The following is a 14,724-nucleotide window of genomic DNA, read 5'->3' as shown; positions in this document are numbered from 1 at the left end:
ATATTCAACTGGTTATATTTTATCATATATAGCCAAAATGGGAAGGTTTTTCGAGGCGCCCAATAATGTTGTAGAATTCGGCAACTATTTCCAGCAGCGGGAGCAGAAAAGTCTGGCAAGTTAATTGCGTTAATTACCCATACGTGGTATAATAACTAAAGTTGGCCAGAATAGAAATAGAATTTGTTTTATGAGCTATAAACTAACTCCCCGCGACCGGGCCATGTACCTCTGGGGAATGCTGGGTAGTTTCCTGCTGCTGTATGCCTGGCTGTTTTTTCTGGTTTACATGGCTGGCCGCAGTAAGTTACCGTTGATAACGTCGGGGCCGGTACACCTCCTGCTAGGTATATTCTCCCCAGATACGCACCTTACGCTCACCGTTATGGGTGGTGCCGGCTTGGTTACGTTCGTCTTCTTCACATTTTTCGTGATCTTTTTCCTGACCCCGCCCCTGTTCGGACCTCGTTTCAAGACCAAAGATGGTCAGGAGTACCGGGAGGCCGTTCCTTTCAGTATTTTCCGGCATCCCCGCTGGAGAACCTTGGCCGTGGGGGCACGGGCGTGCTACGTGTTGACTATGGTCGTACTGGTCAGCGCCGGCTGGGATCTGTTGCTCGGGATCTACGGCAGTGCGCCGGCCGGTTTTCCAGTGAATCTGTTCACGGCTTTTGGTTATGCCTGGACTCATCAGTCCGTAGTCATGGAAGAAATGGGCCGGCAGGGGGCTGCATCCTATCTGTTGGGTTTCTTCACCTGGACAGTTTTGTTCCAGATGGGGCGCCTTATTCTGTTTCAGATGGGAATTTGGAAACCGCGTCACTGGTGGAAACTCGTGGGGGATGAAGGCCCCTTGATCCGGGATCGGACCCCTGAAGAGGAAGAACAGGACGAAGCCTGGGCGCGGGTAAATAGTCCGCCTATAGTTATCTGTTAGCCAATTTATGGCATAAACAAGGTGATTAAGCGTCGGGGTACTTGCCGCCTTGGGCGCTTGCCGGTTTTCCTGTAAGATCCATAGTCTGAAAAAAACAACGGGAGCACCGATGGACACAGGCGTGATGGAAGACATCGACAAAAGGCTGACGGTGGTAGAAGCCACCATGGCCACCAAGGCGGACCTGGCCGCTCTGGAGACGCGCCTGATCAAATGGACGATAGGCGCGATGGGCACCATGACCGCCGTTCTCGCAGCGCTCATGACACTTTTCAAGTTCCTGCATTAACAAAGGCACGGCCCGCCATAGCGGCATGGAAAACCACTTCGAGGCCCCGCAGCCAGGCAGGCTCCCTGAGTTATGGGAATCTTATCCGATATTATCCATCGACGATAACCTGGGGTAAGATGTGTATAATCGCGCCTTGAGGATGGTTCTGCCTTGCACAGGGTGCCGTCTCGTTGTGCCGGTATACCGCGAAGCGAGAACGGACTGAACATTTTCTTGCACCAACCTAGCTTACTGAGAGAAATCTGGAGAAGCTGAGTAAAAAGTGTGCCCCAGACATCCCGTCGAGTATCCCGGCACTGTCCTCGTGTTGGGCTTGCACACTCCGAATTGCGAGTTTATACTATATACTCCTTATTACGAGTATACGTTTTATACTCTTGATCGCGAGTTCCGAAGCGCATGGATACACCTATCACGACGATCACTGATCTCTCTGTTGTGTTGAAGCGCTTACGGCTAGAGCGCGGCCTCACGCAAAAAAGGCTGGGAGAGAAAATGGGCCTGTCCCAAAAACGCATTTCCTCCATCGAGGCGCATCCGGACCGGGTCTCTCTTGATCAGCTTTTGACCGTGCTCATGGCGTTGGGAGCCCAGCTTCAGGTGCGCACCTTAAACGCTGGGAGCGACACCATCGCGGATACGAGGAAGAAGGCGCCATGGTGAATCCGGGCCGCCCCTCCCAAACCAAAGCCCTTGACCTGTGGATGAACGGAGTGCTGGTAGGCACATGGTCGGTGACACGGGCCAGTCATCTTTTTTCTTATGCACAGACTTGGCTGCGACACGATCAAGCACGCCCGATATCGCTGTCCTTGCCCTTGGCACAAGGGACGACTCCGTTTCTGGGAGGTATCGTGGAATCGTTCTTCGACAACCTTCTCCCGGAAAACCCGAATACCCGGCAGCGAATAGCGGAGCAGTTCGGGGCAAGGGCCGACCGCGCTTTTGACCTGCTGGAGCAAATCGGCCGTGATTGCGCCGGCGCCATCCAACTGGTTCCCGCCGGATACGCCCCGACGGACATCCATAGAATACTGGCCGATCCGCTGGACGAGCAGGCCGTCGAGCGCTTACTGGACCAAGCCGTGGCCCGCGTACCTTACCGCATAGTGGAGGGGGACTTTCGCATCTCGCTGGCGGGAGCCCAGGACAAGATCGCGCTACTGGTACACGAGGGGCAGTGGTGCCTTCCGCGTGGCAGTACACCGACCACGCATATCCTCAAATTACCCATGGGGAGAGTTCCGGCCGGTATTGACCTGACGACCTCCGTCGAGAACGAATGGCTCTGCGCTCGCATCGTCCAGGCGTTTGGTATCCCGGTTGCCGCTTCGCACATTGAACATTTCGGTCGGCACACGGTGCTTGTAGTCACTCGCTTTGACCGACTGTGGCAAGGAACTTGGTTGGCACGCATCCCACAGGAAGACTTTTGCCAGGCCCTGGGTGTTCCGGCGTCGAAGAAGTACCAGAGCGATGGAGGTCCCGGAATCGACGCCATTCTGGATATTCTTCGCGGGAGTTCCCGTGCGGAAATAGATCGCCGCGACTTCCTAAAGGCGCAACTGATCTTTTGGCTCCTGGGCGCCCCGGATGGACATGCGAAAAACTTCAGTATTCTTCTCAGGCAGGGCGGGCTTTTCGATCTCGCACCTCTGTACGATATCTTGTCGGCATGGCCCCATACGGGCGCTGGCCCTAGATTGTTCGACGAGAGGAAACTCAAGCTCGCCATGGGTGTGCGCGGCGAGAAGAGTCTGCATTATCGGTTGACGGAAATCCGGCGTCAGCACTGGAATATCACGGCAAAGCGCAAGGCTTTGGGCCTCGACTTCGAGGACGTCATCCAGGATGTTTTGGACAAGGTGCCAGCAGTGTTGGAAAACCTGCCTAAGCTTTTGCCCTCAGACTTTCCAAAATCTGTGTCCGATCCGATTTTCATCGGTATGCGCCGCCAGGCCGATCGGCTTGAGAAGATGCCCAAAAGCTGAAACATCCTTACAGGGTGGTAATCCCCATCCCCTTCAGGGGGGACGGGGATTGAACTACTGATCTATTAGTGATGCCATTCGATGCTTGGACGATCGTATAATTTAGGATACAGTGGCACCTAGGGACAGCATCCAGACCACGCGGATATTCGACCGATGCTTTGACGGACTGCGAGATTGCCAAGCCAAAGCGCGAATCCAGATGCGGATCGATCGCGCCGAGATGAACAATTTTGGGGACTGTGAGCCGGTAGGAAACGGCGTCTCGGAAATGCGCATTCATTACGGACCCGGGTACCGGGTGTATTTCAGGCGCTGCGGCATGGAAATCGTCGTACTGCTGGCAGGTGGCGATAAATCCACCCAAGCAACGGATATCGCCCTGGCATTGGATTTGGCCCGACAATTGAAGGAGTGAGCCATGGAAAAACTGGAATTGCGCACATGGGATAGCGCCGAACACCTGAAAACCGAAGCGGACATCGCCGCTTACATCAACGCCTGCTTTGAGGAAGCTGGCGATGACGCGGCCTTTCTCGCCCGCGCGCTGGGCACCACCGCCCGCGCCCGCGGTATGACCCGTCTGGCTCATGACACAGGCATGGGGCGGGAGAGTCTGTACAAGGCCCTGTCTGGCGAAGGGAATCCGAGCTTCGCCACGATTCTCAAGGTGGCCCGCGCCCTGGGTATGCGTCTGCATGTCGATGTGAGGCATGCCTGAACAGTTGCGGGAATCGGTCCATCCTCGTCCGAGGATGGTTGGTTTTGATAAAAAAAGAGACGGCTTATCGGAGGGTTCACCCCCGATTTATAGAGTGTTTCAATCCACGCGCATTTAGCCCGCCTTCTCATCCTCCGCGCGCGACGCGGAAACCGTCTTAACCAGCCGCGCCGCCTTGGGGTCGTAGACATACTTGGTTATCGTCCCGTCCTTGATGTGCTCTACGGCCTCGTCAATGACGAATAAGGGAACGAGAAACCATTCCTCGGGCTGCACGGGATGACCGAAGCGGTCGTTAATGGTGATGTTCAACCGCGCGGACGCGAAAAGCCTGTGGAACAAGTTCTCCATACGAGTGCGATTGATCCCCGCGAGCTGGTAGGTCGCGACGACCTCGACTTTTGCCAGTAGGTAGGTCGCTTCGTTCTCGGCGTTGGCGATACGTGTCTCCACCTTGCCGCCGGTCACACCGACCTTGTGGATGATGTCACGGTGCTGCGCGACATAGGGATAATCGGACAGGGAGCGCAGCACGTAGATCGTGCCGCTTTTCACATCATCGGCCTCAAGCTCGCCGCCGAAGGAGAGTTGCCCGCTCTCGGGCGAGGCCAGCCGCCGCGCGGCTGGATCGTTGTAGAACGCGCGCTGGAGCGAGCGCAGCAGCAGATTGCTCTCGGTGCCGTTGGAGAAGATGAGGCGCAAGCGGCGGTCCACTTCCCCGGCGGTGGTTTTCAGCGGCTCTCCAACCTCGGCGACGTAGAGCGTGATGCCATCGAGAACAAAAAAGTCTCCGGCCTCAATCGCGCGGCGGCCAGCCTGGATAGGCTGTGCCTGGCGCAGGCCCGTTTTGAGGTCGGCCTGTACGCGCTCAAACAGCGGCTTGAACTTCTCGAAGTCCTCACATGGCTTGCGGTCGGCAATCTCATCGGCGGCGCGTTTGTCGGCGCTAGTGCGGACATGGCGCAGGACGGTTATATCGTCTGCGCCGCCCACGCCCGTCAGCTCGGCAGCCAGTTGGTCCACGTCGTAGTCGGGCGAGGGCTCGGCGACTCTCGTTGCACCCGCAAGCAAGCCCTGATGGTCCAGCGGTTCAATCACGGCGCGGCAGTCGGGAAGCGCGCGCAGGCGGTCAAGACGCACGGCGTACAGCCGCTCGAAAATATCGCGGTCTTCCCTGTGCTGCGGAGCGCGACCGTGCTTCTCGACAAACCGCTGGATTTCCTCGAACCCGGCGATGACGCGCTCCTCGCGCGGCGGGCGTCCACCCTTGGCTTCCGGCGCGGCGAACTCGGAAAGTTCCGCCGCCAGTTCGTCGAGGTCGGGGTCACTCATACCGACCCTCCTTCCTATAGCGCATGAACGCGGCGGCACCTTCGGCCATGCGTCGCTCCCACGCATCCTGCGAATTGAGCGCGGGCACACGTCCGCGCTCCTTCTTGAACTGGACGGCGCGGACGGCAAGCTCCTTCGCTTCGTCCGGCGTCAGGTTCGCGCGTTTGGCGGAGATCGCCGCCGCAACCTGCTTCAAGCTGTCCTCGCTCATGGTCTTGGCGAGGATGGCGTAGGCTTCCCCGAAGGGGTTGATGCGGTCGATCAGGTCGATATCCAACTCGCGCACGTCCATCGCAAAGCGGCGCACGCCGTCGATCAGGGCGGTGTTGGGGGGTGCCTCGTCGGTTTCGCCACCCGTCGCAAGCTGCTTCGCCTGCTGGGTCAGCGTGAGGGCGGCGATGGCGTGCTGGCGCACGGCTTCCTGATCTTCCGCGTCAAGGTCGGGGTACTTGTCCTTGATGATCTTGCCCATACGAACCTGCGTCAGTTCCTCCGGCACTAGTTCTTCATCGAACAAGCCGCGCTCAATGGCAGTCTTGTCCTGAATGAAGGTGGCGATCACCTCGTTCAAGTCTTCCTGGCAGATGCGCGTCGCTTCCTTGCTCTTAGGTTCGGCGAGGCCCCTGATCTCGATCTGCACCTGTCCGGTCTGGTGGTTGACGCCGACGTTGGATTTGTCGGGGTCATAGCCGCCCTCGCCGTAATCGAAGCCCGGCGTGGGGCCGCTGTCCGCGTTCTTGGGCTTGAATTCGAAGCGCGGGGCGAGGACCTGTTCCATCAGGAGGCTTGCGGCAATGGCCTTCAAGGTGTCGTTGACGGCCTCGGTCACGGCTTCCTCGGAGGCATCCGGCTCGGCGATCAGGTTGGTGAACCTCGCGCAAGTCTTGCCGGGCGCGTCGCGGGTAGCGCGACCGATAATCTGCACGATCTCGGTCAAGCTGGCGCGATAGCCGACGGTTAGGGCGTGCTCGCACCATATCCAGTCGAAGCCTTCCTTCGCCATGCCCAGCGCGATGATGATGTCCACGTAGTCGCGGTTGTTCTTCTGCGCCGGGTCCTTGAGGGCGGCGGACACGCGGTCGCGCTTGGTAGCGTCATCATCGACAAGATCGGCGATTCGCAGCACGCGGCCATCGGGCCGCTTGACGAGCTGGAAGCCGGTTGCGGGATCAACGCCGTCCCACACACCCAGCGCCTCGATGATGTGTTCCACCTCCCGCATCTTGTCCTTCGTGCTCTCGCGTGAATTGACGTTGGGGATATGGATGATCGTCTTCTCGCCGGGGTCGAGGACGTTGAGCATGTCATCAACATAAGACCCGCTGTAGAAGAAGTAGCCGATGTCGAGTTGCTTCAGGTACTCGTAGCCGTTGAGCTGTTCGTAGTAGGTGTAGGTGACGGTCTCGAACTTGGCTTCGTCCGACGGTGCCAGCACGGCCTCGGCGTCGCCCCGGAAGTAAGAGCCGGTCATGGCGACGATGTGCGTCCGCCCCCGCGCGATGAACTGCCCCAGGTGCAGACCGAGCTTGTTATCGGGGCTGGCCGAAACGTGGTGGAACTCATCGACCGCGATCAGCCGGTCGTCGAATGCCTCCACGCCGTAGGCATCGACCGCGAAGCGGAAGGTTGCGTGCGTGCAGACCAGCACCTGGTCGTCGCTTTCAAGGAACGCACCGAGCGACTTGACCTTGCCACCGTTGTCATTACCGGGCGCGTTGCAGAGGTTCCACTTCGGCTCGACATGCCAGTCGGACCAGAAACCGAAGTTGGATAGCGGCTCATCGTTGAAGCTGGCCCCAATGGACTTCTCCGGCACGACGATGATCGCCTGTTTCAAGCCCTGGTTCTTGAGCTTATCGAGCGCAACGAACATGAGGGCGCGGCTCTTGCCGGACGCCGGGGGTGACTTGATCAGCAGGTATTGCTCACCGCGCTTCTCGTAGGCCCGCTCCTGCATGGGCCGCATGCCAAGGACATTGGCCTTGGTCGATGCACCGTTGCGGGCGTAGGTGACAGAGATGGAGGGGATGGATTTTGTTTCGATCATTATTTTCGCTCCCCTGCAACACTTGCAAGTGCTGCTTTTAGAACCTGAAAGCAGAGCTTCGCCGTATGTTCGTCCGGCGTGAAGCGTGACACCATCTGCTCATGGGGGTGAATATAGTTGCGAAAATCCCGTAGACCGTGGCTGAATTTCTTCACATCTGGTTTGAGCAAGTCAAGCTCGCAGGCGACATCAATGAATTGGGCAAGGCTCCAATCTGGAAAATGCTTTACCTTGCCATCATTGGCCTTTGGGCTGGCGGCTGCCTGATTGAAGCGGGCGGGCTCTTTCTGCGCGGCCCCAAGCAGAACTGCCTCAAGCACGCTTCCGCAAAGAAAGATCACCGAAAGATGTGCACCTACCCCTAGTGCTTTCCGCGCTTCGGCAAGGCGGCTTTCAATAATTGGTACAGCCGAAGCTTTAATCGGAAGATTTTGAATGTTGGGTATCGTGAACTCACGGTTCAAGAAATCATCGCCGGTTTTTGAAGATGGCGCGGGCTGCGACCTTCCCAAAAGCCGGGCCGCGCTTTTCCGTGATTCTTGAAGAACAGCCGTATCAATTTCTTTGTTGTTCAGCTTGCAGTTAGCCTCGTACACATCAAGCATTTCAGACAAGACCTTACCAACCAAGGCATCAGGTTCGCTCTCCCAGAACGCGCGCATTTTCCTGGCCTTGGAGGTCCCATAGGTCCGGTAATTCGTGCCGTGAATATCGACCCCATGGCCATTGAAGAACTGGCCGAAAGTCATATCGTTGTAATCGAGAAGGTAGCCACCTTCCATCCCGAGGATTTTCTCAAGATAGCGCTTGTCGACTTCGGTAAGGGTGCTCATGCGCGGGCTCCCGCTTTGCGCTTCTTGCCCTTGGCTGGTGCAGCCGAAGCAGTCATCTTGGTATAGAGGTCAAACAGCTTTTCCAGCCGTTCGGTATCGTTCTTGAAGCGCCGACCGATGTAGATGCGCTCCAGCACTTCGTCGTTGCGCTCATGCGCCGCGCGCAGGTCGGCGGGCATGGCGTCGGGATCGTAGAGGTCCGCGATGGTGGCTGGGAAGTGATGCTCTCGCGCCAGCAGAATGCTCTCGGCGCAGCTCGTCAGGTCTTCCTTGTTCTTCTCTGTAAGCTTCGGGACGGGGAACGTGTTCCAGCCGACCGTGTTGGTATACGAAAACCGCAGTTCCAAACGTCCGCAAACGGAAGCGATCCACGAAAGGTGCAGTCGCGAGGCAACGACTGCCACCACCCACAGTGGCCCATCAACCATCGAAAAGGCAGTATTAGCGACCACGGTGCCGTGAGGAAGAACATCGACCGGAAGATAGGGGCGGTTCTCGGAGCTACGAACGGGAACGATGATTACCCGAGCGGCCGGTAGCGGCTTTCTTTCATCAAATCGATGCGGCCACGCTGCTGCCTTTCGCGTCGATGCTTTCGGACTCTTCTCGCGAAACGATCGAACAGCAGCAACACGCTGCCTAATTGCGGGTATTCCAAGCGCGGCGCCCGCTTCGGAATCTTCAATCCATATACAGAAGCGACTCACTCCCGCAATTACCTCGTCGGAACCATAGAATGTTTTGATATAGGTCTTCGCACGCCCATCCTCAGCAACCAACGCGCGCACTGCCTCCGACTTGAGCAGTAAGTTTCCGCCATCTGTGGGTGAGTTGCCCCGAGCGAATTCGGGAATATCGGAAAGCGGTCGTGCTTGCGGCTCGATTAGTACATTTGAAGCGGGCGCAAGGTAGGCATTGATGTTCTCCATTTGCCTTTCCGTCACGACTCCAGATTCCGTTACGTCAAACAATCGGCGGAACTTCCCTGGTAGTTTCGATATTCCAATGATGACGACAGTAACGCCAGCGTTACTTGCTGCAAGATTGGCCCACTTAAATGACCCGTGCGCGAAATGAATTTCGTGCCCTGTCGAAAAGATGAGCGGCCAGAGTACTGGTGCTTGTTGGCCTTGGCACACTGAGTTCGTCGACACAAATGCAACGGCCGCGGGCGTGTGTTTGCCATAGTTCGCTGCCTTTACAAACCAACCAGCAACATAATCTAAGACCTTCCAGCCCGAGGTAAGTGGGCTGAACACGCTCTCTAAATCGGCTTTCTGAAGTTCAGTCTGTCGCTTGGTTCCAACGTAAGGCGGATTACCGCAAATGTACGTCTCGCCGCCTTCATTCTCGAAGTCGATCTCTGCTTGGTCGAGCGGCGAGCCGAACAAGTCATCGGCCTGCACCTTCACGCCCGTTCCGGTCGACGGGCAGATGCTCAACCAGTCCAGCCGAAGAGCGTTTCCGCAGGTGATCCAGTTTTCATTGCGCAGGGGCAGAAACTCGGCCAACGCGAGCCGCTGCCCGCGATACAGCACATCACTCTGATACTCGGCAATGACCAGCGCGAGGCGGGCAATCTCCGCCGGGAAGTCGCGCAGTTCGATGCCGCGAAAGTTGGTGAGCGGGATTTCTGATGCGCGATCCGGTTCGCTGCGCCGCTGGTTGATCTCGGCCTCGATGGCACGCATTTCCTTATAAGCGATGACCAGAAAATTGCCCGAACCGCAGGCCGGGTCAAAGACCCGGATCCTAGCGATGCGCTTGCGCAGATTGAGCAGCATGCGTGCGTTGTCGCCCGCTTCCTCCAGCTTTGCTCGCAGGTCGTCGAGAAAAAGCGGGTTCAGCACCTTGAGGATGTTGGGGACGCTCGTGTAGTGCATCCCCAGCTCGCCGCGCTCCTCGTCCTCGGCGACGGCCTGGATCATTGACCCGAAGATGTCGGGGTTGATCCTGGTCCAGTCGAGGCCGCCGACGTGCAGGAGGTAGGACCGGGCGATCTTGCTGAATTTCGGCACGTCCATGCTGCCGGAGAACAAGCCGCCATTGACATAGGGAAAGTCGTTTGCCCAACGTGGAATTTTCGCATTGGGCCGATCCTTCTTCTCCGTGTTCATCGCCAGGAACAGCGTGCTAATCACTTCATGCATGTTGGACGAGTCTTTTGCGCTCATCTGCGCGACGGTTTCGGTGAACTTGCCCTTGCCGATGAAGATGTCGGTGTCCTCGGCGAAGAAGCAGAAAATCAGCCGCGCCATGAAGTGGTTCATGTCGTGGCGGCGTTCGGCCGTGCCCCATTCGGGGTTGTCCTTCAGCAGTTCGACATAGAGGCGATTGAGGCGGCTGGTCGCCCGGATGTCGAAGGCGTTCTCGCTGATCTGCCGGACGGTACTGATGCCCGCCAGCGGCAGGGAAAAGCCGAAGTGATCGGGGAAGTCCTTGAAGGCGCAGGCGACCGGATCGCCGCTAGCCAGGTCTTCCGCCTTGATGTCCGCACCGTCCGTGGCGAGGATGAACTTCGCCTTGGCCCTGGCGGTGGCGGGACTGTCCTTGAGCGCCTTGAGCGCCGTCGGCACCTGCCCCGCGTCGCAGGTCAGGATGTGGATGTTGCTGGTCTGGAGAACGCCGCCGAGGTCGGACTTGTTCGACGCCCCGGCGCGAAGGCGCTTGATCGTCGCCTCCTTGTTGCCGAAGGCTTCAAGGAAGGCATAGGGGAAGTTCGCGGGGTCAAAGGGCTGCTCCGCAAGGTCTGTGATGGCTTGTTCGATTTCTACGGCGTTCAACGCTATTTACCCCCTCTGGCGCATCGGGGGTCTTTCGGTGTGGACGCTCGGCACTGCCGCTGTTCTCGGCTACGTACTCCCGCATGAACTGCTGAAGCACTTGCGAGCCTGGGCGAGACGGCGAGGGACTTGTTGTCGTCGGTCATGGGCAGCCCTGCTGTTACCGGCTCCGGGTACGGCGGGCGGCTACCGACTTGCTTGTGACGGCTGGCGCACCCTGCTCGGGGATGGAAATGTCGTTCCGCCCGCAATAATCCCGAATCAACACCTCCACCATATTGGCGATGGAACGGTGCTCGCGAACGGCCGCCGCGCGCAGAGCCTCTTTCAGGCCGGGCTCGATGCGAAAGGTCAGTGTGGTGGTCTTGGCGGTAGCCATTGCTCCCTTCTAAGTAGGTATGTTGAGCATGTACTGCAATGTACAGTAAAATCCGATACAATCCAAGTTCTTGACAAGAACTCAAACTCCACGAGTACCCCGCAATACCAAGGTTTTGCGCTTGTTGATGGTTTCCATTACAGACTCCTTGGTTGTTGATCGGAGTCATATTGTTTGGATAGTGCGGGAATGGCTGCTATGGAGAAGGATAATATATGCGGGCTGTCGGCCAAGAGCGATCATTGGCCGGTCTGAAGTGGATGTCCGGTCAAGGCTGAGCCCGGACATTTGCGATCGGCAGCCTGGGCGGCAACTGCTGCGATTAGGCGTCATTGGAACACTGGGGCCTTGATGAGCTGCAACACCATCGACGCCGGTCCCTCGACGGCCCCCGCTTGCAGTTTGTCGCGAACCACTTCTTGCGTCCGGAGCGTCCAGGCTCTTCTCGGGCCGCCAAATAGCTCAATCTTGACGGGCGGCCATCCAGCTCTCGTTTCAGAATCTTGACTCATGTGTGAGGAATTCGGTGAACCTCCGCGAGTATGTGGACATTTCCACTTTGCTGAAGCTTGATGAGGATTGACTGCTGTAAGGGCGGACCCATCACAGAATTTATTTATCCCTATTTTTTACCCTCAAAACGCAAAACATCCGGGGTGGTCGAAGCCACCCCGGACGAATAATAATAATTACCTCCTTGCTCTGGACGGGCGCCAACCCGTCGTTGCTGTCCGCGAATCCACCCCCCGCCAAGGGAGCCGATCCGTCTCCGATACCCGCCGCCAGGCGGGTTTTTCCATCCTGTGCATTACCTGTCGTCTTTCGTTGGGGAAGGGGTCTCCTTCCTTTCCAATCCGGTTTCGGTCAAATCCCCGGACCGTTATCCCTGTCATGCAGGGCCAGCTACTCAACCACGCTCCCCCAGTGCCAAACGCTTTTATCGGCGTTCCGGTCTCCCTCCAGGTGCCACCCCGGAGCCGTGCACTGGTTCCCACGTTAGACCGCGACTACTGCGATCACACACGCCATCTCCTCACCTATTACACTAGCCGTACGACTCCCGCTTCCGGTTTCCGCCCGGGAGAGATTCCAAAGTCCCTGGGCGTACTCATGTAATGGTTTCCAGATTTGACCACCAGGACACTGCAGGTCCTGGCAATGGCTTGCCTGATCTCCACTTCGCACCCGCCCTGTCCTTTTGGGACCTGGGTGCTTTTGCCGCTTGAGCTATTCGCCGACCTCCAAAGCTTGCGCCCCAGAGTGCCGCCATCCCCAGATTTCTCCTGGATGGCTTACCCCCTCACGGGTGGTACTGACGCCTTCGGCTGTGGTACCGGTTCGACCCTTACGGGCCGCCCCGGAGCGGGACTGGCTACCCGCTTTCGTCTGCGGTCAGGGTGATTCCGGTTGCCCGGAGACCCGTTTCCGTGTCGCCCAATCTCAGGCCCTTGCAGCCTCGGATTGGGTCGAATCCAGGGGGGTGAGCCCTGGAAGCGCCCGTTGCAACCGGACGAGCCCCATTACGGGCATCCGGCTACGGGCAATGCGGCAGGTGACGGTTGGCGGCCGGCACCTGAAGGATGGTTATCGGAGTTCAGGATGCGTCGGCGCACACCCCTGCCCTCCTGAATCTGGCGGCAGTAGAGGATGTGGCGGCATCCGGGTCTCGATAGCGTTTCCGTTGGGACCTGCCAAGTATAGGCACGCTATCCGCAGTTCCGGCCTTTCTTTCCTTCCTTGCTATGGAATCTCTAGTAGTGTGCTGCGCACCTGGGGAGGTTCCCCGGAAGCACATTGTGCTTTCGGGGCTTGCCCGCGGCCTGGCCTTCCGCTGTACACACGCCCTGCGGACCATCCGGCATCCCGGATCTTGCGAAAAGGGTGCCTATATTTCCTGTCGCCATTTAGATAGGAAGATGTCCATGCTGGATCTACCCACGCCCCTCCCTGCCGGTACCTCTCCTCTGCGCATCCCGCGCAGCAAATCCGCGACCATGCGTTTGCTCCTGGAAACCGTCCAGCGCGGCAGCCGTTACTGGACCGGTGGCACCCTACCGACCCACAAGGCCCTGCGGCTGGCGGAGAAATTTACCGGGTGCTACGCCATCACGGCCAGTGCTGCAACCCGCTCGCGCAACAAGGCACGGGGAATGGCCAACGCCACGCTCATTTTCTATCCGGAAAATGAACAGGCGCTGACACCGTTACGCTGGTGGCTGCTGGTCACTCCCGGAACCGGCCGTGTTTGGGAAGAAGAGACACTTCTGGACACGGGTAACCGCCGTCAGCGTCTCACCTGGGGAGAACAGTATGTGCTGGTTCATCTGCAGCGAGAGAAGAAACACGGCGGCGGCCGACACTGGACCTGGTGTATCCAGGAAGACCACTACGAGAAGTTGGAAGCGGCCATGCGCCAGTACAGCAGTGCGCATGGCTCCAATACCGGCAAAGAGCGCACGGATGATCTGGAACGGCTCGTATCCGCCATCCGCCGGATGCCTGGATTCCACGGTATCCGAAGGCAACAATGGGCGCTATACACCTTGGGACGAAGTTGCTGGAATCGCACCCACAAAACGGTCTGGACAGGATGGCCCCAGGAGATCCCTTACGTCGATAAACGTCTACTCGTCTACCATAGACCAGAGCCCTTGCGCCTGGATGTGCTGGTGAGAGTGCAGGAACGGAAGAAACAGGAAATCCCTGGACTGCCCTGAAGGGCAGCCTGAAGGGCAGGCTGAAGGGCACCCAATTTCCGCGATTAGGGTGAGGGGATGGATAGATAAGGCCCCGATCTGCAAGCATTTCTGGTAGAATAGGCTTGTCGAAGAGCATCACCCAGAAGGTGAACTTGCAGGAGGGGCCGATGAGAAAGATGGCACAAAGCGTGCTTCCGTTCCAGTTGGGGGCAACTGACGAGGCGCTGACCGCGCAGGCAGGGCTGACGCTCTTTGGGGAGTATCTGTACGGTATCCAGTTTCCCCGCTGGGTGGAGCGGGAGATGCCTCGGCCGGGCAGTGGTCATGCCTACGCGGCAGTCCAGCAGGCATTGCCCCTGGTCTTGATGCTGACCGGCGGCGGCCGCTCTCTGGAAGATTTGCGGATGATTCACTCTGACCCGGTATTGCGGCGCCTGCTCTCCTTGGAACATCTGCCCAGTACGGATGCGACGGGGGACTGGTTGCGGCGGACGGGGGCGGGAGCGGGTCTTGATGGTCTGGGCCGGGTGAACCAATGGGTAGTGGGGCGCCGATTACGGAAACTCGGTCGTCACACCCACACCCTGGACATGGATGCCACGCAAATCATTGCCGAAAAACGCACAGCCGAGTGGACCTACAAGGGAGAGCGGGGCTACATGCCCATGGTCGGTCATTTGGCGGAAGCCGGGGTCGTCATTCATGACGAT

13 protein-coding genes and 1 pseudogene are annotated in these 14,724 nt (G+C 58.2%); 8 read left to right on the top strand and 6 right to left on the bottom strand.

Annotated features, from left to right (window positions below; all coding sequences use genetic code 11):
• Nucleotides 1-190 precede the first annotated feature (190 nt).
• The 6 genes from AB4090_RS07860 to AB4090_RS07835 all read left to right on the top strand — a co-directional run bounded on the left by AB4090_RS07860 (nucleotide 191) and on the right by AB4090_RS07835 (nucleotide 3,941).
• Nucleotides 191-937 carry a hypothetical protein gene (locus AB4090_RS07860; RefSeq protein ID WP_369573323.1) on the top strand — a complete coding sequence of 249 codons (747 nt, stop codon included), beginning with the start codon at nucleotides 191-193 and terminating at the stop codon, nucleotides 935-937.
• Between the two features lie 109 nt (nucleotides 938-1,046).
• Nucleotides 1,047-1,226 (top strand): hypothetical protein, encoded by a 180-nt coding sequence (locus tag AB4090_RS07855; RefSeq protein ID WP_369573322.1) that lies wholly within the window; start codon nucleotides 1,047-1,049, stop codon nucleotides 1,224-1,226.
• A gap of 402 nt (nucleotides 1,227-1,628) precedes the next feature.
• Nucleotides 1,629-1,892, top strand: coding sequence for a helix-turn-helix domain-containing protein (locus AB4090_RS07850; RefSeq protein ID WP_369573321.1), 264 nt, complete (start codon nucleotides 1,629-1,631; stop codon nucleotides 1,890-1,892).
• Nucleotides 1,886-3,220, top strand: a complete 1,335-nt coding sequence (locus AB4090_RS07845; RefSeq protein ID WP_369573320.1) for a type II toxin-antitoxin system HipA family toxin — start codon at nucleotides 1,886-1,888, stop codon at nucleotides 3,218-3,220. Before AB4090_RS07850 ends, AB4090_RS07845 begins: the two co-directional genes overlap by 7 nt.
• A 112-nt stretch (nucleotides 3,221-3,332) precedes the next feature.
• Entirely contained in the window at nucleotides 3,333-3,638 is a 306-nt protein-coding gene (locus AB4090_RS07840) for a type II toxin-antitoxin system RelE/ParE family toxin (protein ID WP_369573319.1), read from the top strand.
• A 3-nt stretch (nucleotides 3,639-3,641) separates the two neighbouring features.
• Nucleotides 3,642-3,941: an addiction module antidote protein gene (locus tag AB4090_RS07835; protein WP_369573318.1), complete on the top strand. Its 300-nt coding sequence runs from the start codon at nucleotides 3,642-3,644 to the stop codon at nucleotides 3,939-3,941.
• A gap of 114 nt (nucleotides 3,942-4,055) precedes the next feature.
• Here the strand turns inward: AB4090_RS07835 and AB4090_RS07830 are convergent, their stop codons facing one another.
• From AB4090_RS07830 to AB4090_RS07805, 6 genes are all read right to left on the bottom strand, one after another.
• Nucleotides 4,056-5,273 carry a GIY-YIG nuclease family protein gene (locus tag AB4090_RS07830; protein ID WP_369573317.1) on the bottom strand — a complete coding sequence of 406 codons (1,218 nt, stop codon included), beginning with the start codon at nucleotides 5,271-5,273 and terminating at the stop codon, nucleotides 4,056-4,058.
• On the bottom strand, nucleotides 5,266-7,323 hold the full coding sequence (locus AB4090_RS07825; protein WP_369573431.1) for a DEAD/DEAH box helicase: 2,058 nt from the start codon (nucleotides 7,321-7,323) through the stop codon (nucleotides 5,266-5,268). Before AB4090_RS07825 ends, AB4090_RS07830 begins: the two co-directional genes overlap by 8 nt.
• Nucleotides 7,320-8,153, bottom strand: a complete 834-nt coding sequence (locus AB4090_RS07820; protein WP_369573316.1) for a hypothetical protein — start codon at nucleotides 8,151-8,153, stop codon at nucleotides 7,320-7,322. The genes AB4090_RS07825 and AB4090_RS07820 overlap by 4 nt, the downstream gene beginning before the upstream one ends.
• The gene (locus AB4090_RS07815; RefSeq protein ID WP_369573315.1) at nucleotides 8,150-10,936 is read right to left on the bottom strand and encodes a class I SAM-dependent DNA methyltransferase; all 2,787 of its coding nucleotides are present in this window, start codon (nucleotides 10,934-10,936) and stop codon (nucleotides 8,150-8,152) included. Before AB4090_RS07815 ends, AB4090_RS07820 begins: the two co-directional genes overlap by 4 nt.
• Nucleotides 10,937-11,096: 160 nt before the next feature.
• Nucleotides 11,097-11,315, bottom strand: a complete 219-nt coding sequence (locus AB4090_RS07810; protein WP_369573314.1) for a hypothetical protein — start codon at nucleotides 11,313-11,315, stop codon at nucleotides 11,097-11,099.
• Nucleotides 11,316-11,644: 329 nt separating this feature from the next.
• Nucleotides 11,645-11,827, bottom strand: coding sequence for a hypothetical protein (locus AB4090_RS07805; protein WP_369573313.1), 183 nt, complete (start codon nucleotides 11,825-11,827; stop codon nucleotides 11,645-11,647).
• Nucleotides 11,828-13,237: 1,410 nt separating this feature from the next.
• Between AB4090_RS07805 and AB4090_RS07800 the strand changes: the two genes are divergently transcribed.
• Both AB4090_RS07800 and AB4090_RS07795 read left to right on the top strand, forming a co-directional pair.
• The gene (locus tag AB4090_RS07800) at nucleotides 13,238-14,032 is read left to right on the top strand and encodes a hypothetical protein (protein ID WP_369573312.1); all 795 of its coding nucleotides are present in this window, start codon (nucleotides 13,238-13,240) and stop codon (nucleotides 14,030-14,032) included.
• Between the two features lie 149 nt (nucleotides 14,033-14,181).
• A pseudogene (locus tag AB4090_RS07795) lies at nucleotides 14,182-14,724 on the top strand (IS1380 family transposase); the annotation flags it as partial.

It is taken from the genome of Acidithiobacillus sp. IBUN Pt1247-S3 (assembly GCF_041146875.1).
Lineage (GTDB): Bacteria > Pseudomonadota > Gammaproteobacteria > Acidithiobacillales > Acidithiobacillaceae > Igneacidithiobacillus.
The sequence above is the reverse complement of the archived record's forward strand: the minus strand, read 5'-3'. Positions and strand labels throughout refer to the sequence as shown.

Excerpts from the sequence above, each read along its gene's own strand:
- AB4090_RS07835 (WP_369573318.1), top strand. The coding sequence starts at position 3,642 with ATGGAAAAACTGGAATTGCGCACATGGGATAGCGCCGAACACCTGAAA.
- AB4090_RS07850 (WP_369573321.1), top strand. The coding sequence starts at position 1,629 with ATGGATACACCTATCACGACGATCACTGATCTCTCTGTTGTGTTGAAG.
- AB4090_RS07845 (WP_369573320.1), top strand. The coding sequence starts at position 1,886 with ATGGTGAATCCGGGCCGCCCCTCCCAAACCAAAGCCCTTGACCTGTGG.
- AB4090_RS07800 (WP_369573312.1), top strand. The coding sequence starts at position 13,238 with ATGCTGGATCTACCCACGCCCCTCCCTGCCGGTACCTCTCCTCTGCGC.
- AB4090_RS07855 (WP_369573322.1), top strand. The coding sequence starts at position 1,047 with ATGGACACAGGCGTGATGGAAGACATCGACAAAAGGCTGACGGTGGTA.
- AB4090_RS07860 (WP_369573323.1), top strand. The coding sequence starts at position 191 with ATGAGCTATAAACTAACTCCCCGCGACCGGGCCATGTACCTCTGGGGA.
- AB4090_RS07810 (WP_369573314.1), bottom strand. The coding sequence starts at position 11,315 with ATGGCTACCGCCAAGACCACCACACTGACCTTTCGCATCGAGCCCGGC.
- AB4090_RS07830 (WP_369573317.1), bottom strand. The coding sequence starts at position 5,273 with ATGAGTGACCCCGACCTCGACGAACTGGCGGCGGAACTTTCCGAGTTC.
- AB4090_RS07805 (WP_369573313.1), bottom strand. The coding sequence starts at position 11,827 with ATGAGTCAAGATTCTGAAACGAGAGCTGGATGGCCGCCCGTCAAGATT.
- AB4090_RS07820 (WP_369573316.1), bottom strand. The coding sequence starts at position 8,153 with ATGAGCACCCTTACCGAAGTCGACAAGCGCTATCTTGAGAAAATCCTC.